The organism is Delftia sp. BGA-UO-ETr-SB1 (assembly GCF_059567865.1).
The window spans coordinates 1-18,369 of the sequence record NZ_JCAQOW010000001.1; the positions used below are offsets into that span (position 1 = coordinate 1).

Annotated in this window: 18 protein-coding genes, 4 tRNA genes and 1 pseudogene; 8 read left to right on the forward strand and 15 right to left on the reverse strand. The window is 64.3% G+C overall.

The annotated features are described in order from the left end of the window. From AC57B5_RS00005 to AC57B5_RS00030, 6 genes are all read right to left on the reverse strand, one after another. Positions 1 to 147: GTP-binding protein (locus AC57B5_RS00005; RefSeq protein ID WP_496398490.1), on the reverse strand; the 147-nt coding region annotated here is incomplete at its 3' end. Positions 148 to 225: 78 nt separating this feature from the next. Then, a tRNA-Thr gene (locus AC57B5_RS00010) sits at positions 226 to 300 on the reverse strand. Between the two features lie 43 nt (positions 301 to 343). Continuing rightward, positions 344 to 417 (reverse strand) — tRNA-Gly (locus AC57B5_RS00015). Positions 418 to 472: 55 nt separating this feature from the next. Then, positions 473 to 558, reverse strand: a tRNA-Tyr gene (locus tag AC57B5_RS00020). 91 nt (positions 559 to 649) lie between these two features. Then, positions 650 to 725: transfer RNA gene (locus tag AC57B5_RS00025), tRNA-Arg, on the reverse strand. Between the two features lie 80 nt (positions 726 to 805). Then, the gene (locus AC57B5_RS00030; protein WP_169807227.1) at positions 806 to 1,438 is read right to left on the reverse strand and encodes a TetR family transcriptional regulator; all 633 of its coding nucleotides are present in this window, start codon (positions 1,436 to 1,438) and stop codon (positions 806 to 808) included. A gap of 192 nt (positions 1,439 to 1,630) precedes the next feature. Here AC57B5_RS00030 and AC57B5_RS00035 point away from each other — a divergent pair, with 192 nt between their 5' ends. From AC57B5_RS00035 to AC57B5_RS00050, 4 genes and pseudogenes are all read left to right on the forward strand, one after another. Then, entirely contained in the window at positions 1,631 to 2,923 is a 1,293-nt protein-coding gene (locus AC57B5_RS00035) for an efflux RND transporter periplasmic adaptor subunit (RefSeq protein WP_043825886.1), read from the forward strand. Between the two features lie 15 nt (positions 2,924 to 2,938). Further along, on the forward strand, positions 2,939 to 6,094 hold the full coding sequence (locus tag AC57B5_RS00040; RefSeq protein WP_065346887.1) for an efflux RND transporter permease subunit: 3,156 nt from the start codon (positions 2,939 to 2,941) through the stop codon (positions 6,092 to 6,094). Further along, positions 6,087 to 7,538 (forward strand): efflux transporter outer membrane subunit, encoded by a 1,452-nt coding sequence (locus AC57B5_RS00045; protein ID WP_496398485.1) that lies wholly within the window; start codon positions 6,087 to 6,089, stop codon positions 7,536 to 7,538. Before AC57B5_RS00040 ends, AC57B5_RS00045 begins: the two co-directional genes overlap by 8 nt. A 218-nt stretch (positions 7,539 to 7,756) precedes the next feature. Next, positions 7,757 to 8,287: pseudogene (locus AC57B5_RS00050) on the forward strand (c-type cytochrome); the annotation flags it as partial. A 57-nt stretch (positions 8,288 to 8,344) separates the two neighbouring features. Here the strand turns inward: AC57B5_RS00050 and AC57B5_RS00055 are convergent. Next, positions 8,345 to 8,896, reverse strand: a complete 552-nt coding sequence (locus AC57B5_RS00055; RefSeq protein WP_496398486.1) for a DUF2946 family protein — start codon at positions 8,894 to 8,896, stop codon at positions 8,345 to 8,347. A gap of 5 nt (positions 8,897 to 8,901) precedes the next feature. Beyond that, positions 8,902 to 9,888 (reverse strand): YheT family hydrolase, encoded by a 987-nt coding sequence (locus AC57B5_RS00060; protein ID WP_313238916.1) that lies wholly within the window; start codon positions 9,886 to 9,888, stop codon positions 8,902 to 8,904. Positions 9,889 to 10,036: 148 nt separating this feature from the next. On the opposite strand from AC57B5_RS00060, the gene AC57B5_RS00065 reads away from it, so the two are divergent. The 4 genes from AC57B5_RS00065 to AC57B5_RS00080 all read left to right on the forward strand — a co-directional run bounded on the left by AC57B5_RS00065 (position 10,037) and on the right by AC57B5_RS00080 (position 12,443). Further along, positions 10,037 to 10,624, forward strand: a complete 588-nt coding sequence (locus tag AC57B5_RS00065; protein ID WP_012202362.1) for a LemA family protein — start codon at positions 10,037 to 10,039, stop codon at positions 10,622 to 10,624. A 33-nt stretch (positions 10,625 to 10,657) separates the two neighbouring features. Next, complete coding sequence (locus AC57B5_RS00070) at positions 10,658 to 11,530, forward strand: TPM domain-containing protein (RefSeq protein WP_496398491.1); 873 nt, start codon at positions 10,658 to 10,660, stop codon at positions 11,528 to 11,530. Position 11,531: 1 nt separating this feature from the next. Further along, on the forward strand, positions 11,532 to 12,074 hold the full coding sequence (locus AC57B5_RS00075) for a TPM domain-containing protein (protein ID WP_496398487.1): 543 nt from the start codon (positions 11,532 to 11,534) through the stop codon (positions 12,072 to 12,074). Between the two features lie 108 nt (positions 12,075 to 12,182). Continuing rightward, complete coding sequence (locus AC57B5_RS00080) at positions 12,183 to 12,443, forward strand: hypothetical protein (RefSeq protein ID WP_012202359.1); 261 nt, start codon at positions 12,183 to 12,185, stop codon at positions 12,441 to 12,443. A 70-nt stretch (positions 12,444 to 12,513) separates the two neighbouring features. Here the strand turns inward: AC57B5_RS00080 and AC57B5_RS00085 are convergent, their stop codons facing one another. The 7 genes from AC57B5_RS00085 to atpE all read right to left on the reverse strand — a co-directional run bounded on the left by AC57B5_RS00085 (position 12,514) and on the right by atpE (position 18,334). Continuing rightward, positions 12,514 to 12,930 (reverse strand): F0F1 ATP synthase subunit epsilon, encoded by a 417-nt coding sequence (locus AC57B5_RS00085; RefSeq protein ID WP_012202358.1) that lies wholly within the window; start codon positions 12,928 to 12,930, stop codon positions 12,514 to 12,516. A 160-nt stretch (positions 12,931 to 13,090) separates the two neighbouring features. Continuing rightward, positions 13,091 to 14,500: a F0F1 ATP synthase subunit beta gene (gene atpD, locus AC57B5_RS00090; protein WP_012202357.1), complete on the reverse strand. Its 1,410-nt coding sequence runs from the start codon at positions 14,498 to 14,500 to the stop codon at positions 13,091 to 13,093. 34 nt (positions 14,501 to 14,534) lie between these two features. Continuing rightward, entirely contained in the window at positions 14,535 to 15,407 is an 873-nt protein-coding gene (gene atpG, locus AC57B5_RS00095) for a F0F1 ATP synthase subunit gamma (protein ID WP_043824939.1), read from the reverse strand. Between the two features lie 18 nt (positions 15,408 to 15,425). Further along, positions 15,426 to 16,979: a F0F1 ATP synthase subunit alpha gene (atpA, locus tag AC57B5_RS00100; protein WP_012202355.1), complete on the reverse strand. Its 1,554-nt coding sequence runs from the start codon at positions 16,977 to 16,979 to the stop codon at positions 15,426 to 15,428. A 48-nt stretch (positions 16,980 to 17,027) separates the two neighbouring features. Further along, positions 17,028 to 17,567 carry a F0F1 ATP synthase subunit delta gene (locus AC57B5_RS00105; protein WP_012202354.1) on the reverse strand — a complete coding sequence of 180 codons (540 nt, stop codon included), beginning with the start codon at positions 17,565 to 17,567 and terminating at the stop codon, positions 17,028 to 17,030. Between the two features lie 12 nt (positions 17,568 to 17,579). Next, the gene (locus tag AC57B5_RS00110) at positions 17,580 to 18,050 is read right to left on the reverse strand and encodes a F0F1 ATP synthase subunit B (RefSeq protein WP_012202353.1); all 471 of its coding nucleotides are present in this window, start codon (positions 18,048 to 18,050) and stop codon (positions 17,580 to 17,582) included. A 35-nt stretch (positions 18,051 to 18,085) separates the two neighbouring features. Further along, the gene (atpE, locus tag AC57B5_RS00115; RefSeq protein WP_011803767.1) at positions 18,086 to 18,334 is read right to left on the reverse strand and encodes a F0F1 ATP synthase subunit C; all 249 of its coding nucleotides are present in this window, start codon (positions 18,332 to 18,334) and stop codon (positions 18,086 to 18,088) included. Positions 18,335 to 18,369 lie beyond the last annotated feature (35 nt).

Below are 18,369 nucleotides of genomic sequence, written 5' to 3' on the forward strand. Positions count from 1 at the left end.
CTGGTCGTAAGCCTTGGCTTCGCCGCCGAACTTCTTGGACAGAACGGTAGCGATAGCAGCCGTCAGGGTCGTCTTGCCGTGGTCCACGTGACCGATGGTGCCAACGTTGACGTGCGGCTTGGTACGCTCGAATTTTGCTTTAGCCATTTTTCCGACTCCGAAAAAAATCTAAATCACTACAACAGGATTTGGCGCAACCCCATCTAGCGAGCGCACCAGAGATAATGGTGCCCATGGGCAGGATCGAACTGCCGACCTCTCCCTTACCAAGGGAGTGCTCTACCACTGAGCCACATGGGCCTTGAGGCTGCCGAAGCAATCTCAAAAAACTTTGCTCGCCAACTGGAGCGGGAGACGGGAATCGAACCCGCGTCATTAGCTTGGAAGGCTAGGGTTCTACCATTGAACTACTCCCGCACAGATTGACTGCACGTCGCCATCTTTTCAGATGACTTCTCTTCTTCACCATTACTGGTGGAGGGGACTGGATTCGAACCAGTGTAGGCGTAAGCCAACAGATTTACAGTCTGCCCCCTTTAGCCACTCGGGCACCCCTCCGAAGAGATTTGAATTCTAGCACCGTTTTTTTCGTCAGAAAAATTTCAGTGCATTTTTTTCTCAGGCCACCTGGGCGATCCAAGAAAAATTGTGGTGCGGCTGGCGGGGATCGAACCCACGACCCTTGGCTTCGGAGGCCAATACTCTATCCACTGAGCTACAGCCGCTCAGGGCATCGCTGCCCTGCACAAGCCGAGCATTGTCGCATGACTTTGCCCCGGCACGTCCAAGCCCCCAGGACCCGGCGCTATTGCGCCTGCGGCACCGTGAAGCCCAGCCCCCGCAGGCAGACATCCACCGCCTGCGCGCCCACCTGCTTGAGATCGAAGGCCCTTCCCAGCAGCCAGCTCTGCAACAGGCCATCGAACATGGCGCACAGCGCGATCGAGGCCTGGGGAGCCGGCATGGACATGGTCACCGCATGGCTTTCGGCAGCCGCGCGCAGCGCCAGCTCCAGTTGCGCGGAAAAAGAGTCCAGTGCGGCACGGTTGCGCTCCTGCACGGGCATGAGCTCGCCCACGTATTCCACCTTGAGCAGCAGGATCTCGAAGACGCGCCGCGTGCTGTCGTCATCGGCGATGCGCCCGAAGACCACAGCCATCAGGCGCCGCACATATTCCAGTGCATCGCACTCCGAATCGTCCTCGCAGTCGCCCTGGGCCGCCTGCTCCAGCGGGAGCGTGACGCGGTCCAGCATGGCGTAGAAGAGATCCAGCTTGTCCTTGAAATGCCAGTAGACCGCACCGCGCGTGGCGCCGGCTCGCTGGGCAATCTCGTTGAGCGAGGCCCGGGCGACACCCTGTTCGTAGAACACTTGCTCCGCAGCGTCCAGCAGACTGTTGCGCGTTGCAAACGCATCTTCTTTCGTTCGTCGTGCCAAGATGTATTTCCTTCCATCGTTGAGCCCGGCCATGCCACGCTACGCCATGCTTCGCGCCGCCTTGCAGCAACAGCGGTCATTATACATTCATGTATGTATGTATAATCCGCGACTTGCCCGTGGACACGGGCGTTCCGGATAGCGCTGACCGGAACGTCAACATCGTTATTTGATTCAGCACAAGGACCCATCATGCCCAGCACACGCAGCAATGTGTCAGCCGCTCCGTCCCCTTACAGCAGTCTGCGCCTCACCACCGTGGCCCTGGCCGTCACTGCCGCAATGGCCATGGCGGCCTGCGGGAAAAAGCCCGAAGAACAAGCTGCCGCGCAGCAGCAGATGCCCGCCGTGCCGGTGGGCGTGGTGGTCGCCACCCCCGCCGACGTGGGCCTTGTGACCGAACTCCCTGGTCGCGTGGATGCGCGCCGCGTGGCCCAGATCCGCGCCCGCAGCGCCGGCATCGTGCAGGAACGACTGTTCCGGGAAGGCAGCGATGTGAAGGCCGGCCAGGTGCTGTACCGCATCGATCCCGCACCCTACCAGGCCACGCTGCAAAGCGCCAAGGCCACGCAGGCCCGCGCCGAAGCCAACCAGGCGCAGGCACTGGCGCAGCTGGAACGCTACCGCCCGCTGGTTGCCGCCAACGCCATCAGCAAGCAGGATTTCGTCAACGCCGAGGCAGCCTACAAGCAGGCCCAGGCCGATGTGGCGGCCGGCAAGGCGTCGGTGCGCACGGCCGAGATCAATCTGGGCTACACCAACGTCACGGCCCCCATCTCCGGCCGCATCGGCCAGTCGCTGGTGACCGAAGGCGCGCTGGTCGGCCAGGGCGAGGCGACTCCGCTGGCCGTGGTCCAGCAGATCAATCCTGTCTATGTGAACTTCACCCAGTCGTCCAGCGAGGCCTTCCGGCTGCGCCGCGCGATGGAGCAGGGCAAGCTCAAGAAGGCCGATGGTGCCGAGGCTGCCAGCGTCGAGGTGCGCCTGGACGACGGCACGGCCTATGAGCTCAAGGGCAAGCTGCTGTTCACCGACCTGACCGTGGACAGCTCCACGGGCCAGGTCACGCTGCGCGCCGAGGTGCCTAATCCCAAGGGATTGCTGCTGCCCGGCATGTATGTGCGTGTGCGCATGGAGCAGGCCCAGGCGTCCAACGCCATTGCCGTGCCCCAGCAGGCGGTGACGCGCACCGAGACCGGCGACACCGTGAGCGTGGTCAGCGACGACGGCAAGATCACCAAGCGGCAGGTGAAGGTGACCACGGCCCAGAACAACCAGTGGCTGGTGAGCGAAGGCCTGCAGGCGGGTGAGAAGGTCATGGTCGACGGCTTCCAGAAGCTGCAGATGCTGCCGCCCGGCACGCCGGTCAAGCCCGTGCCCTGGCAGCCCGAGGCCGCAGGTGCCCAGAAGCCGGCCGGCGCGGCAGCGCCAGCCCCGCAAGCCGCAGCCGATGCCAAGCCTGCGGACCAGGCAGACAAGAAGTAATCAAGGGGCTCAGCAATGGCCAAGTTCTTTATTGACAGACCGATCTTTGCATGGGTCGTCGCGCTATTCATCATCGTCCTCGGTGGTATCGCGCTGACCAAGCTTCCGATCGCTCAATACCCCAAGGTGGCTCCTCCGGCCATCGTCATCAACACCGCCTATCCAGGCGCGTCCGCGAAGGTGCTCGAAGACAGCGTGCTGTCCGTGATCGAGCGCGAGATGAACGGCTCGCCCGGTCTGGTCTACATGGAGTCGGTGGCCCAGGCCGATGGCACGGGCAGCATCACCATCAGCTTCGAGGCCGGCACCAACGTGGACCTGGCGCAGGTGGACGTGCAAAACCGCCTGTCGCGCGCCACACCGCGCCTGCCTGCGTCCGTGACGCAGCAGGGCGTGCGCGTGGACAAGGCGTCGTCCAACTTCCTGCTGTTCATCATGCTGTCGTCCGAGGACGCCAAGGCCTATGACACGGTGGCCCTGGGTGACTACGCCTCGCGCAACATCGTTCCCGAAATCCAGCGTGTGGCCGGCGTGGGCCAGGCACAGCTGTTCGGTACCGAAAAGGCGATGCGCATCTGGTTCGATCCCGCCAAGCTGCAGGGCTACAAGCTCTCGGCCGAGGACGTGACGGCCGCCATCCGCAGCCAGAACGCCCAGGTGGCCAGCGGCGCCATCGGCGACCTGCCCAACATCACGGGCCAGAAGATCGCCGCCACGGTGACGGTGATGGGCCAGCTGTCTTCGATCGGCCAGTTCGAGAACATCGTGCTGCGCGCCAATCCCGATGGCTCCACCGTGCGCCTCAAGGACGTGGCCACCATCGAGATCGGCGGCCAGGCCTACGCGACCTCCGCCCGCCTGAACGGCAAGGATGCCGTGGGTATCGGCGTCCAGCTGACGCCCAGCGGCAATGCGCTGGCGACCGCCAAGGCCGTGCATGCGCGCATGGAAGAGCTGCAGAAGTTCTTCCCCAAGGGCGTGAAGTACTCCATCCCCTACGACAGCTCCAAGTTCGTGAGCATCTCCATCGAGAAGGTCGCCCACACGCTGCTGGAAGCCATCGTGCTGGTGTTCCTGGTGATGTACCTGTTCCTGCAGAACTGGCGCTACACGCTGATCCCGACCATCGTGGTGCCCATTGCACTGCTGGGCACCTTCGCGGTCATGCAGGCCGTGGGCTTCTCGATCAACGTGCTGGCCATGTTCGGCATGGTGCTGGTCATCGGCATCGTGGTGGATGACGCCATCGTGGTGGTGGAGAACGTCGAGCGCATCATGAGCGAGGAAGGCCTGCCGCCGCGCGAAGCCGCGATCAAGGCCATGGGCCAGATCTCGGGCGCCATCGTGGGCATTACGCTGGTGCTGATCGCGGTGTTCATACCGCTGGCCTTCTTCGCGGGGTCCACCGGCAATATCTACCGGCAGTTCTCCATCGTGATGGTCGCCTCCATCAGCTTCTCGGCCTTCATGGCGCTGACGCTGACGCCGGCCCTGTGCGCAACGCTGCTCAAGCCCGTGGAAGCCGGTCACCACCACGAGAAGAAAGGCTTCTTCGGCTGGTTCAACCGCACGTTCGCACGCTCGGCCAAGTCCTATGAGGGCTGGGTGGCCCGGCTGCTCAAGCGCTCGGTGCTGATGATCGGCGTGTACCTGGCCGTGATCGCGGGCGCCGTGGTGGTGTTCCGTGGCCTGCCGACCTCGTTCCTGCCGACCGAGGACCAGGGCTACTTCATCGTCAACGTGCAACTGCCCCCTGGCGCCGCCAAGGAGCGCACGCTGGAGGTGATGAAGCAGGTGGAAGAAGCCGTGCTGCCGCAGCCCGAAGTGGCCAACATGGTCAGCGTGCTGGGCTTCAGCTTCTCCGGCCAGGGCCAGAACGCCGCCCTCGCCTTCGTGCCGCTCAAGGACTGGTCCGAGCGCAAGGGAGCGAACTCCACGGTGGACGCCATGACGGGCCGCATCATGGGCATGACGTCGGGCATCCGCGATGCCTTCGTGTTCGCCGTGAACCCGCCGCCCATTCCCGAACTGGGCAACGCCGTGGGCTTCTCGTTCCGCCTGCAGGACCGTGCCGGCCACGGACACGATGCGCTGATCAACGCCCGCAACATGATGCTGGGCATGGCCGGGCAGAGCAAGGTGCTGGCCGGCGTGCGTCCCGATGGTCTGGAGGACGCGCCCCAGCTGCGCATCGAGATCGACCGCGACAAGGCCAACGCCCTGGGCGTGGACTTCACCTCGATCAATGCCGCGCTGTCCACGGCGCTGGGCTCGTCCTACGTCAATGACTTCCCCAACCAGGGTCGTCTGCAGCGCGTGATCGTGCAGGCCGATGCTCCGGCCCGCATGCAGCCCGACGATCTGCTGCGCCTGAACGCGCGCAATGCCAAGGGCGATCCGGTGCCGCTGTCCACGTTCGCGACCACCAAGTGGGTCAAGGGCGCCCAGCAGACGGTGCGCTACAACGGCTACCCAGCCGTGCGCATCGAAGGCTCGGCCGCACCGGGCTTCAGCTCGGGCGATGCCATGGACGAGATGGAAAAGCTGGCTGCCAAGCTGCCCGAAGGCTTCGGCTTCGAGTGGACCGGCCAGTCGCGTGAGGAAAAGCTGGCGGGCTCGCAGGCCATCTTCCTGTACGCCTTCGCCATCCTGGCCGTGTTCCTGTGCCTGGCTGCTCTGTATGAGAGCTGGTCCATCCCGCTGTCGGTGATTCTGGTCGTGCCGCTGGGTCTGCTGGGCGTGGTGCTTGCCACCTTGCTGCGCAACTACTCCAACGACGTGTACTTCCAGATCGGACTGGTGACGGTGATCGGCCTGTCGGCGAAGAACGCGATCTTGATCGTGGAGTTCGCCAAGGACCTGCAGGCCGAAGGCAAGGGACTGATCGAGGCTGCGCTGGAAGCCGCCCACCTGCGGTTCCGCCCCATCATCATGACCTCGCTGGCCTTCGGCCTGGGCGTGGTGCCTCTGGTGATCGCCACGGGCGCGAGCTCGGCCAGCCAGCGTGCCATCGGCACCGGCGTGCTCGGCGGCATGATCACCGGCACCGTGCTGGCCGTGCTGTTCGTGCCCACCTTCTTCGTCGTGGTGCGCAAGCTGTTCAAGGGCAAGATCAAAACGCACAACCCGCCGTCCACACCGGCCGGCAAGGAGGCCTTGAGCCATGATTAATCGCAGTACCCCGGTGGCCATCGCCACCGCCCTGCTCCTGGCGGGATGCTCGCTCATCCCCACCTACGAGCGCCCTGCCGCTCCGGTCGCGGCGCAGTACACCCGCGCGAACGCCACCGCTGCGGCGGAAGGCGGCACGGCTGCAGCGCAGCTGCCCTGGCAGGATTTCTTCCAGGACGCACGCCTGCAGCAGCTGGTTCGCACCGCGCTGGACAACAACCGTGACCTGCGCGTGGCCGCGCTCAACATCGAGCGTGCCCAGGCCCAGTACCGGATCACGCGCGCCGACCAGTTCCCGACGGTCGGTGCAGGCGTCAACGCCAGCCGCGCCCCGAACACCACGGGCTCGGGCACCAAGTACGTCAACAGCTACCAGGTCGGCCTCGCCGTCACCTCGTGGGAGCTGGACTTCTTCGGCCGCATCGGCAGCCTGAAGGAAGCGGCCCTGGCCCAGTACCTGGCGACCGAGGAAGCTCGCCGCGCCGCGCAGACCAGCCTGGTGGCCGCTGTGGCCAGCGGCTGGTACACGCTGCTGGCCGACGAGCAACTGCTGAAGATCTCTCGCGACACGCTGCAGACCCGTGAAGAGTCGATCAAGCTGACCAAGCTGCGTTTCGACACGGGCGTGGCGTCCGAGCTGGACTACCGCCAGGCCGTCTCGCTGACCGAAGCTGCGCGCGCCACGCTGGCGCAGCAGCAGCGCCAGCGCGCCCTGGACGAGAACGCCCTGGTGCTGCTGCTGGGCCAGGCGCTGCCTGCGGACGTGGTCGCCAGCCTGGGCTCCAGCCAGGGACTGCGCGACACGGCCGACCTGCCCGCCGTGCCGGCCGGCCTGCCTTCGGACCTGCTCACGCAGCGGCCCGACATTCGCCAGGCCGAGCAGCAGCTGATCAGCACCAACGCCAACATCGGTGCCGCGCGTGCCGCCTTCTTCCCGCGCATCACGCTGACGGGGCAGTTCGGCACAGCCAGCAACGAGCTGTCGGGCCTGTTCAAGAGCGGCAGCTGGGGCTTCACCCTCGCGCCATCTGCCCTCCTGCCCATCTTCGATGCGGGCCGCAATTCGGCCAATCTGGCTGCAGCCAAGGTCGAGCGCGAAGTGGCCATCGCCCAGTACGAGAAGTCCATCCAGAGCGCCTTCCGCGAGGTCTCCGACGCACTGGACAGCCAGGGCACGCTGCGTGACCAGATCATGGCCCAGCGCGCCCAGCTCGAAGCCGAGCAGGCACGCCTGAAGCTGTCCGACCTGCGCTACAGCAACGGCGTGGCCAGCTACCTGGACCTGCTGGATGCACAGCGCACCCTGTTCGCGCTGGAGCAGTCCACCGTGAGCGTGCGTCTGGCGCAGCTGCTCAACCAGATCGAGCTGTACAAGGCGCTTGGCGGCGGCTGGACCGACAGGACAGCGACAGCAGCGGCAGCCACGCCGGCGCCCGCGCAGTAAGACCCAAGGCAGGCATCTGCCGCGCCAAACGCACAGAGGTGTTCTCCGCAAGGTGAACACCTCTTTTTCATGACGCGCGGAAAGCATTTGCCATTTGCTTGATCCATCTCATGGCATATGTGCGCCCCAGGTCAACCCGGGTCTGCGCGCAGTGTCTGCAAGAGGCCCGTCGATATAATTTGTTGTTGACTCACGCCCCCACAACACAAGAGGACTTCATGAGCGCAACCCACACCGAAGAAGCCCATACGGGCCCGATCAAGAACCCCAAGCAGCTGCTGATGGCGGTGTTTTTCTCGTTCGTGGTTCCGGTGTTCGTGATCATCGGCCTCGTGCAATACGTGAGCTCGGCCGACAAGGCCGGCGCCGGCGCTTCCCAGACCGAAATGGCCAAGGCCCAGCGGCTGCAGAAAATCGGCCTCGTGGAAATCCGGGATGCCAATCGCCCGCTGCGCTCGGGTGAAGAAGTCTTCAAGGGCCAATGCGCGGCCTGCCATGCCACAGGTGCCGCAGGTGCTCCCAAGTTCGCGGATGCCGCGGCCTGGGGACCGCGCCTGGCACAAGGTCTGGAAGGTCTGGTGCACTCGGCCCTCAAGGGCAAGGGAGCGATGGCGCCTCAAGGCGGCGGCGATTTCAACGACACCGAAATTGCCCGTGGCGTGGTCTACATGGCCAATGCCGCAGGTGGCAAGTTTGAAGAGCCCAAGGCTCCGGCCGCAGAAGGCGCTGCAGCAGAAGGTGCAGCGGCACCCGCCAACTGAGCAAGGCCCAGGATGTCTGGCACCAACCGGCTTCGGCCGGTTTTTTCATGCCTGGGCCGGACTGCGCACAAAACCGTAGCGTTGCGGCAACGTCTGTGCCGGCACCTCTTCACAGGCAAGCAGCATGCCGGCGTCCAGCGCGGCAGCGGCATCGACCATGTCCTGCGTATGGACCAGGCCCAGGCCGGAGGGCATGGCCAGATACAGGCGCCCTGTCTCATCCATCAAAACCTCCTTGATGTCTGCGGCCTGCAGCTCTGCCCCTGTGTGGCTGTGCACCTGCAGGCGCTCGCCATCCCAGCGCAGCCGCCATATCCAGGGTGTGCTTTCCAGTTCCACATACACGCGCTGGGGACCATTCTGGAAGAACCACCGACCGTCGGGCTCGGCAAGATAGTTGCGGGCGATGAAGTCCGCCAGCTTTTCGTTGCGCACCTCCGCGCCCTTGGCTCCCGGGGTGCCGCTGTCGAAAGCGCCGCAGGCCTGGGCCTCTTCATCGCGCAGATACCAGCGCCCGCGATCGTCCAGCCCCAGCCAGCCGCTGCAGGCGGGCACATGGGGCCATTTGGCCATGGCCTGCTTCACGATATCGTCCATTGCATTCATCCTTGTTCGCTGTCTGCCAGCCACTGCGTGACGGCCTGCGGCATGCCCAGTACATGCCCTGGCCAATGTCCCTGTGCAAAACCCACATGACCGCCATGCGGCGGTTGCCACAGCGTAACCCGTGGGCCGACCTCGCCTGGCCCTGGCAGGCTGCATGCAGGGACAAAAGGATCGTCCAGCGCATTGAGCAGCAGCGCAGGCACGGCAATGCTGCCCAGCACAGGCTTGGCTGCCGCCCGGCGCCAGTAGTCGTTCGCATCGAGAAAGCCATGCACGGGTGCCGTGAACGCGTCATCGAACTCCTTCAGATCGCGCGCGCGCACCGCGGCATCGCGGTCGAAGAGGCCGGGAAATTGCGCCCATTTGACCCGCGCCTTGGGCACCAGCGTGCGCAGGAACATGCGTGTGTAGATCCAGCGGTTCAGACCCTGCCCCAGCGCCATGCCGCCAGCCGCCAGGTCCAGCGGCGCACTCACCGCCGCCAGGGCCTGGACCACCTCGGCGGCCTTGTCTGCCTGCATACCGGCCCAGCGCGCAAGCGCATTGCCGCCCAGGGAAACACCCACCACATGGAGCGGGCGGGAGGACCGTGCGCGCAGGCGGCGCAGTATCCAGTCCACCTCCTGCACATCGCCCGAGTGATAGGCGCGCGGGCCCCGGTTGACCTCGCCGCTGCAGCCGCGAAAGTGCGGCACGGCCATGTGCCAGCCACGCTGCGCGGCCACCCAGGCCATGGCCTGGGCATAGTGGCTGTTCGCCGAGCCTTCAAGGCCATGGAAAAGCACCAGCCATGGCGCATCGGCAGGCAGGGTGGGAGCACCGCCGAAGGCGACATCGATGAAGTCCCCATCCGGGGTATCCCATCGCTCCCAGCGCCAGGCGGGCGCCGCCTGGCCCACCGGCCAGCGGCGCGCGAACAGTGCCGGCCAGATGGTCTGGGCGTGGCCCCCGGGCAACCAGCGCGCCGCCGTGAATTCGTGCATAAAAGCCCTGTTAGCAGTCCTTGCCACACCGCTGCGCAATGGCCTTTGCCCTACAGGGCAGCAGGCCGGGCGCGCAGCACAATCGCCAGCATTGCGCATGCGTCGTGCGCGATACTGTTTTCCATTGTCGCTTTCAGGTTGCCATCTTATGAAACGTCTACTCGCCACGCTTGCCACCGTCCTGGCATTGACCGGCTGCGGCTACAACGACTTCCAGCGTCTTGACGAACAGACCAAGTCGGCCTGGAGCGAGGTGCTCAACCAGTACCAGCGCCGTGCCGACCTGGTGCCCAACATCGTGGCCTCGGTCAAGGGCGAGGCCAATTTCGAGCAGGAAACCCTGACCAAGGTGGTGGAGGCACGCGCGAAGGCCACCTCCATCCAGGCCACGCCCGAGCTGGTCAACAACCCCGAGGCCTTCAACAAGTTCCAGCAGGCGCAGGGCGAGCTGTCCAGTGCCCTGTCGCGGCTGATGGTGGTGGCCGAGCGCTATCCCCAGCTGCAGGCCAACCAGGGCTTCCGCGACCTGCGCGTGACGCTGGAGGGCACGGAGAACCGCATCACCGTGGCGCGCAACCAGTACATCCAGGCCGTGCAGTCCTACAACGTGCTGGCGCGCAGCTTTCCGACCAATCTGACGGCCAAGGTTTTCAGCTACGAACCCAAGCCCAGCTTCAGCGTGCAGAACGAGGCCGAAATCTCCCGTCCGCCCACGGTGGACTTCGGCAACAAGTAAGCCGTGACCATGTCCCTGGTGCCACTGTGGCGCATGCTTTGCGCCCTTGCCCTGACCATGCTGCTGCTGCCCGGGAGCACGCTGGCGCAGGCGCCGCAGCCCGTGCCGGCCCTCTCGGCGCGGCTCATCGACCAGACGGGCACGCTGTCGGCCGATGAGGCACGCACCATTGAAGACAGGCTGCGTGGCATCGAGCAGAAGTCGGGCTCGCAGGTCGTCGTGCTGATGGTGGCCACCACCGCGCCCGAGGACATTGCCGCCTATGCCTGGCGCGTGGCCAGTGACTGGAAGATCGGCCGCCGCGACGTGGGCGACGGCCTGTTGGTGGTGATTGCCAAGAACGACAGGCGCATGCGCATGGAAGTGGCCCGCGCGCTGGAAGGCGCGATCCCCGACCTGGCAGCCGCGCGCATCATCGACCAGCAGATGGCACCGCGCTTTCGCCAGGGGGACTATGCGGGCGGCATCACCGCTGCGCTGGACCAGGTGGCAGCGCGCATTGCGGGCGAGCAACTGCCGGCGCCCTCCTCCAGCCCCCAGTCTTCCAAAAGCCCGGACAGGGGCTTCGACATGGAAGACCTGATGCTGTTCTTCTTCTTCGGCGTGGCCGTGGTCGGTCCCATCCTGCGCTCGGTGCTGGGCCGGCCGCTGGCCTCCGTGCTGGCGGGGGCAGGCGCCGGCATTGCCGCCTATGTGGTGACGGCCAGTCTGCTCGTCGCCGCAGGAGCGGGAGTCGTCGCGCTGCTGTTCACCCTGCTGGGAAGCGGCCGCTCCGGCAGGGGTGGCGGCGGTGGATGGGGCGGTGGTGGCGGCTTTGGCGGGGGCGGCGGCCGCAGCGGTGGCGGGGGCTTCAGCTCCGGCAGAGGCGGCAGTTTCGGGGGCGGCGGCGCCTCGGGGAGTTGGTGAAATGGCGGCTGCAATCACAGGCTTTGTTCAGCGTCTGCTCCGGCTGCTGCGCCACCATTGGGCCGAAGGGCAGTTGCGCCGTGCACTCCCGCCTGAAAGCCTGGCGGAGCTGGAGCGCCTGATCACCATGAGCGAGCAGCGCCATACAGGCCAGATTCGCATCTGCGTCGAACCCGGACTGCCGCCCAGCTACCTGTGGCGCGACGCCACGCCGCGCGAGCGCGCCATCACGCTGTTCGGCAAGCTGCGCATCTGGGATACCGAACACAACAACGGTGCCCTGATCTATCTGCTGCTGGCCGACCACGCCATCGAAATCGTCGCCGACCGCGCCCTGGCGCGCACCCTGCCGGCGGAACAATGGCAAACGCTGATCAGCGACATGGGTGCCGCCTTTCAGGGCGGCCATTACGCCATGGGCATGACAGCAGCCCTGGAGCGCGTGAGCCTGCTGCTTGAAACCAACTTTCCGCGTGACCCGCTGCAGCCTGTGCACGATGGCAGCGACAATCTTCCCGATGCTGTCGTGATACAGCACCACTGAAAGGCAGGCAGGCTGCGCAGGCCGGGCCGAGCCACCCCCTTCATCAAGCTATCGCGGGCACGGAGGCTGTGATAGCGTCACGCCATTTCATCAAGGAGCATCCACACCATGAAGAACACCCTGGCCCGCCTGGGCCTGCTGGCCGCCGTGCTGACCCTGAGCGCCTGCGCAAGCCCCATCCTCGACGACTCGCAGGAATATGACTATGTGCTCAGCTGCAAGCTGCGCGAAGACGACCCCAAGCGCTGCGAGCAACAGATCCGCGCCCTGTGCCCCGTGCCCGCCAAGGCCGTGACGCACAAGTCGCGCACGGTGGACCCCAAGGACAATGCCGTGACCTACGTGTACCAGGCCCGCTGCGGCGACTGAGACGGCTGGGCTGCGCACCATGAAAAAAGCCGCCCGAGGGCGGCTTTCTTGCGGCTGGTCCCGGGAGGGCTCAGCGCTTTTGGCGGAACTTGCGCAGGGCCGCGATCTGAGCTGCCATGACGGCCAGCTCGGACTGGGCACGCGCCAGATCGACTTCGCTCTTGGCGTTCTTCAGTGCTTCCTCGGCTTCGAGCTTGGCCTTCTCGGCCTTCTCGGCGTCCAGGTCGGCACCGCGGATGGCGGTGTCGGACAGCACGGTCACACAGTTGGGCTGCACTTCCAGGATGCCGCCGGCCACGAAGACGAACTCTTCGCTGCCGTCCGCCATCTCGATACGCACCGAGCCGGGCTTGATGCGCGTGATCAGCGGAGTGTGGCGGGGAAAAATGCCCAGTTCGCCGGATTCACCGGGCAGGGCGACAAAGCGCGCTTCACCGGAGAAGATGGACTCTTCGGCACTGACCACATCAACGTGGATGGTGTTCATCTTTGCTCCTCAGAAAAGGTGGGACTGGAACTTGGAACCGGCAGGGCCCAGATCGGGGACACCGAGCAAGGGCCACCCCGCAGCGAGGGTGTCGTCCCCCTCCCCCGCGAAGCGGGTAGAGAGGGGGAAGCGACGCAGTCGCTCAGGGGGTGCCGCAGGCTCAAGCCGCCAGTTTCTTGGCCTTCTCGAAGGCTTCGTCGATGGTGCCAACCATGTAGAAGGCCTGCTCGGGCAGGTGATCGCACTCGCCAGCGCAGATCATCTTGAAACCACGGATGGTTTCAGCCAGCGACACGTACTTGCCGGGAGCGCCAGTGAACACTTCGGCCACGTGGAAAGGCTGCGACAGGAAACGCTGGATCTTGCGGGCGCGGGCCACGGTCAGCTTGTCTTCGGGAGCCAGCTCGTCCATGCCCAGAATGGCGATGATGTCGCGCAGTTCCTTGTAGCGCTGCAGCGTGCCCTGCACTTCGCGGGCCACCTTGTAGTGCTCTTCACCCACGACTTGGGGGTCCAGCTGGCGGCTGGTGGAGTCCAGCGGATCGACGGCGGGGTAGATACCCAGCGAAGCGATGTCACGCGACAGCACCACGGTCGAATCCAAGTGGGCGAACGTCGTGGCAGGCGAGGGGTCGGTCAAGTCATCGGCAGGCACGTAAACGGCCTGGATGGAAGTGATCGAACCGACCTTGGTCGAGGTGATGCGCTCTTGCAGGCGGCCCATTTCCTCGGCCAGCGTGGGCTGGTAGCCCACGGCGGAAGGCATGCGACCCAGCAGAGCGGACACTTCGGTACCGGCCAGCGTGTAGCGGTAGATGTTGTCCACGAAGAACAGCACGTCCTTGCCTTCGTCACGGAAGGCTTCGGCCATGGTCAGGCCGGTCAGCGCCACGCGCAGACGGTTGCCCGGGGGTTCGTTCATCTGGCCGTAGACCATGGCCACCTTGGAGTCGTTCAGCGACTCCTGGTTGACCACGCCGGCGTCCGACATTTCGTGATAGAAGTCATTGCCTTCGCGGGTACGTTCACCCACACCGGCGAACACCGACAGACCACCGTGGCCCTTGGCGATGTTGTTGATGAGTTCCATCATGTTCACGGTCTTGCCCACACCGGCGCCACCGAACAGACCCACCTTGCCGCCCTTGGCGAAGGGCGAGATCAGGTCGATCACCTTGATGCCGGTTTCCAGCAGTTCCTGCGAAGGCGACAGCTCGTCATAAGCCGGTGCCTTGCGGTGGATGGGAGCCGTCAGCGCCTGATCCACGGGACCGCGTTCGTCGATGGGGTTGCCCAGCACGTCCATGATGCGACCCAGCGTCGCCTTGCCCACGGGCACGGTGATGGGGTTGCCGGTGTTGGACACCATCAGGCCGCGACGCAGACCGTCGGACGAACCCAGGGCGATGGTACGCACAACGCCGTCACCCAGCAGTTGCTGCACTTCCAGCGTCAGGGCCGAGCCGTCGAGCTTCAGGGCATCGAACACCTTGGGCATTGCGTTGCGGGGGAACTCGACGTCCACCACAGCGCCAATACATTGAACAATCTTGCCTTGCACTTGAGCCATTTTTTGCTCCAATTAGTTTGTCTGTTGAGCTGCTTTACACAGCAGCGGCGCCAGCCACGATTTCCGACAGCTCGGTCGTGATCGCTGCCTGGCGCGTCTTGTTGTAGACCAGCTTCAACTCGCCAATGACGCTGCCTGCGTTGTCGGTAGCGGCCTTCATGGCCACCATGCGCGCCGATTGCTCGGACGCCATGTTTTCCGCGACAGCTTGGTAGACCAGGGACTCTGCGTAGCGCACGAGCAGCTCGTCGATCACGGACTGCGCGTCGGGTTCGTAGATGTAGTCCCAGCTATGGCCAGACGTCTTCTCGGCCTGCATGCTCTCGGACGACAGGGGCAGCAACTGCTCCACCACCGATTCCTGCTTCATGGTGTTGATGAACTTGGTGTAGCTCAGGTACACCGCGCTCAGCTTGCCCGCTGCATATGCATCGAGCAGCACCTTCACAGGGCCGATCAGCTTTTCCAGATGGGGCGTATCGCCCAGACCCGTCGCGTGCGAAACCACCTTGGCGCCGACACGGTTCAGAAAGCCCAGACCCTTGTTGCCAATGGCCACTGCTTCTGCCGACACGCCTTGATCCTGCAGCTCCCGCAGCTTGGCCGTGACAGCACGCAACACGTTGGTGTTCATGCCGCCGCACAACCCCTTGTCCGTCGTCACCACGATGACGCCGGCTGTCTTTGCATCACCGTTCACTTGCATGAACGGGTGCACGTACTCGGGGTTGGCTTGGCCAAGATGGACTGCAATGTTGCGGATCTTTTCGCTGTACGGGCGTGCAGCCAGCATCCGTTCCTGCGCCTTGCGCATCTTGGATGCGGCCACCATTTCCATGGCTTTGGTGATCTTCTTGGTGTTTTCCACCGATTTGATCTTGCCGCGAATTTCCTTACCTGCTGCCATGATGGCTCCTCGTCCGGTTTAAGCGAACGACTTCTTGAACGCAGCGATGGCGGCGTTCAATTCGGCTTCGGAATCCTTGTCCATGGCCTTGGAAGCGTTCAGCTTGTCGATCAGGGCGCCGTGGCTGGTCTTCAGGAACTGGTGCAGACCAGACTCGAAAGCCAGCACTTGCTTGACCTGGATGTCGTCCATGTAGCCCTTGTTCACTGCGAACAGCGAAGCGCCCATCAAAGCGGTGGACAGGGGGCTGTACTGGGCCTGCTTGAGCAGTTCGGTCACGCGGGCACCGCGGTCCAGCTGCTTGCGGGTGGCTTCGTCCAGGTCGGAGGCGAACTGCGCGAAGGCAGCCAGCTCACGGTATTGCGCCAGGTCGGTACGGATACCGCCGGACTGGCCCTTGACCAGCTTGGTCTGTGCAGCACCACCGACGCGCGACACCGAGATACCGGCGTTGATGGCGGGGCGGATACCGGCGTTGAACAGGCTGGTTTCCAGGAAGATCTGGCCGTCCGTGATCGAGATCACGTTCGTGGGCACGAAGGCCGACACGTCACCGGCCTGGGTTTCGATGATGGGCAGAGCCGTCAGCGAACCCGTCTTGCCCTTGACTTCACCCTTGGTGAAGGCTTCGACGTAGTCGGCATTCACGCGGGCTGCACGTTCGAGCAGGCGGCTGTGGAGATAGAACACGTCGCCGGGGAAGGCTTCGCGGCCTGGGGGACGGCGCAGCAGCAGCGAAACCTGGCGGTAGGCCACGGCTTGCTTGGACAGGTCGTCATAGACGATCAGGGCGTCTTCACCGCGGTCGCGGAAGTACTCGCCCATCGTGCAGCCGGAGTAGGCCGACACGTACTGCATGGCAGCGGATTCGGAAGCGGTGGCAGCCACGACGATGGTGTATTCCATCGCGCCGGCCTGCTCCAGGGCACGCACCACGTTCTTGATCGAGGAAGCCTTCTGGCCGATCGCAACGTAGATGCAGGTAACGCCCTGACCCTTCTGGTTGATGATGGCGTCGATGGCCACGGCGGTCTTGCCGGTCTGGCGGTCACCGATGATCAGTTCGCGCTGGCCACGGCCGACGGGCACCATCGAGTCGATGGACTTGATGCCGGTCTGCAGGGGCTGGTCCACGGACTGGCGTGCGATCACGCCGGGAGCGACCTTCTCGATCACGTCCGTCATCTTGGCGTTGATCGGGCCCTTGCCGTCAATCGGCTGACCCAGGGCGTTGACCACGCGGCCGATGAGTTCGGGGCCGACGGGTACTTCCAGAATACGGCCCGTGCACTTGACGGTGTCGCCTTCGGAGATGTGCTCGTACTCGCCCAGAATCACGGCGCCGACGGAGTCGCGCTCGAGGTTCAGCGCCAGGCCGAAGGAGGGCTGGCCATCCTTGCCTGCGGGGAATTCCAGCATTTCGCCTTGCATCACGTCCGACAGGCCGTGCACGCGCACGATACCGTCGGTCACCGAAACCACGGTGCCTTCGTTACGGATGTCGCTGCTGCCAGCCAGACCCTCGATGCGGCTCTTGATCAGTTCAGAAATTTCTGCGGGATTGAGTTGCATGACTCTTTCCTTCTTTAGCTTTGGTTAGCCGAGACCTCAGTCGCGTTGTTACGCAATGAGGGCCGCTTTCATTTGTTCCAGGCGGGCCTTGACGGACGTGTCAAGAACTTCATCACCCACCACGACGCGGATGCCACCGATCAGGGACTGATCTTGCTGCACCGACAGGTTCAGCTTTCGGCCGAAACGCTTCTCCAGCGAAGTCCCGAGGGCAGCCAGAGCGGCAGCATCTATGGGAAAAGCGCTTTGAACCACGGCGTCGGACGAGCCACCGGCGCGGTTCACGAGGCTGCGAAACTGGGCCGCCACTTCTGGCAGGGCTTGCAGTCGGCCGTTTTCAATGATGACGCGCAGAAAGTTGCGAGCGGCATCAGGCAATGCCGAGCCGGCCACGCCGCTGATGACGTCGAACAGTTGTTCGTCGGTCACCTTGGGGTCGTCGGCCAGCTGGCGCAATTGCGGATTGGCGGCAATCGCCGCCAATTCCTCCGCCCAGGCAACAGTGCCGGACAGGTCAGCACCCTGCTGGGTGCTGGCCTTGAACAGGGCATCTGCGTAAGGACGGGCAATGGTGGCGAGTTCTGCCATGTTTGCTCTTCCTTACAGCTCGGTCTTCAGGCGGTTCAGCAGGTCGGCATGGACGCCGGCATCCACTTCCTTGCGCAGGATCTGCTCGGCGCCCTTGACGGCCAGCGCAGCCACTTGCTCGCGCAGGGCTTCACGGGCCTGGACTGTCTGCTGCTCGGCCTCGGCGCGGGCAGCAGCAACAATCTTGTTGCCTTCTTCGGAGGCACGGGCCTTGGCTTCTTCAATGATGGCCTGGGCACGGCGTTCGGCGTCCGCAAGCCGCGATGCCGTTTCGTTGCGCGTCTGGGCCAGTTCCTGCTCGACGCGCTTGTTGGCGGCGGCCAGGTCAGTCTTGGCCTTGTCGGCAGCAGCGAGGCCATCGGCGATTTTCAGAGCTCGTTCATCCAGCGCCTTCGCGATCGGGGGCCACACGAACTTCATCGTGAACAGCACCAGGATCAGGAAAACGATGGCCTGGACGAACAGGGTCGCGTTGATACTCACGGCAACACCTTTCTATCTAGGGCGTTGATCGGAGCTTAGGCCAGGACGAAGGGGTTGGCGAAAGCGAACAGCAGAGCGATAGCAACACCGATCAGGAAGGCAGCGTCGATCAGACCGGCCAAGATGAACATCTTGGTTTGCAGTTCGTTGATCAGCTCAGGCTGACGTGCCGACGATTCCAGGAACTTGCCACCCATCAGGGCGATACCGATCGAAGCGCCGATAGCGCCCAGACCAACGATCAGACCACAAGCCAGAGCGACGAGACCGAGAATGTTTTCCATGATGACTCCTGAGATTAAAGAAAGAGAAAGGTTGA

Coding starts and splice junctions, on each gene's coding strand:
- AC57B5_RS00035 (WP_043825886.1), top strand. CDS start 1,631: ATGCCCAGCACACGCAGCAATGTGTCAGCCGCTCCGTCCCCTTACAGC.
- AC57B5_RS00040 (WP_065346887.1), top strand. CDS start 2,939: ATGGCCAAGTTCTTTATTGACAGACCGATCTTTGCATGGGTCGTCGCG.
- AC57B5_RS00045 (WP_496398485.1), top strand. CDS start 6,087: ATGATTAATCGCAGTACCCCGGTGGCCATCGCCACCGCCCTGCTCCTG.
- AC57B5_RS00055 (WP_496398486.1), bottom strand. CDS start 8,896: ATGGACGATATCGTGAAGCAGGCCATGGCCAAATGGCCCCATGTGCCC.
- AC57B5_RS00060 (WP_313238916.1), bottom strand. CDS start 9,888: ATGCACGAATTCACGGCGGCGCGCTGGTTGCCCGGGGGCCACGCCCAG.
- AC57B5_RS00065 (WP_012202362.1), top strand. CDS start 10,037: ATGAAACGTCTACTCGCCACGCTTGCCACCGTCCTGGCATTGACCGGC.
- AC57B5_RS00070 (WP_496398491.1), top strand. CDS start 10,658: ATGCTTTGCGCCCTTGCCCTGACCATGCTGCTGCTGCCCGGGAGCACG.
- AC57B5_RS00075 (WP_496398487.1), top strand. CDS start 11,532: ATGGCGGCTGCAATCACAGGCTTTGTTCAGCGTCTGCTCCGGCTGCTG.
- AC57B5_RS00080 (WP_012202359.1), top strand. CDS start 12,183: ATGAAGAACACCCTGGCCCGCCTGGGCCTGCTGGCCGCCGTGCTGACC.
- AC57B5_RS00085 (WP_012202358.1), bottom strand. CDS start 12,930: ATGAACACCATCCACGTTGATGTGGTCAGTGCCGAAGAGTCCATCTTC.
- atpD (WP_012202357.1), bottom strand. CDS start 14,500: ATGGCTCAAGTGCAAGGCAAGATTGTTCAATGTATTGGCGCTGTGGTG.
- atpG (WP_043824939.1), bottom strand. CDS start 15,407: ATGGCAGCAGGTAAGGAAATTCGCGGCAAGATCAAATCGGTGGAAAAC.
- atpA (WP_012202355.1), bottom strand. CDS start 16,979: ATGCAACTCAATCCCGCAGAAATTTCTGAACTGATCAAGAGCCGCATC.
- AC57B5_RS00105 (WP_012202354.1), bottom strand. CDS start 17,567: ATGGCAGAACTCGCCACCATTGCCCGTCCTTACGCAGATGCCCTGTTC.
- atpE (WP_011803767.1), bottom strand. CDS start 18,334: ATGGAAAACATTCTCGGTCTCGTCGCTCTGGCTTGTGGTCTGATCGTT.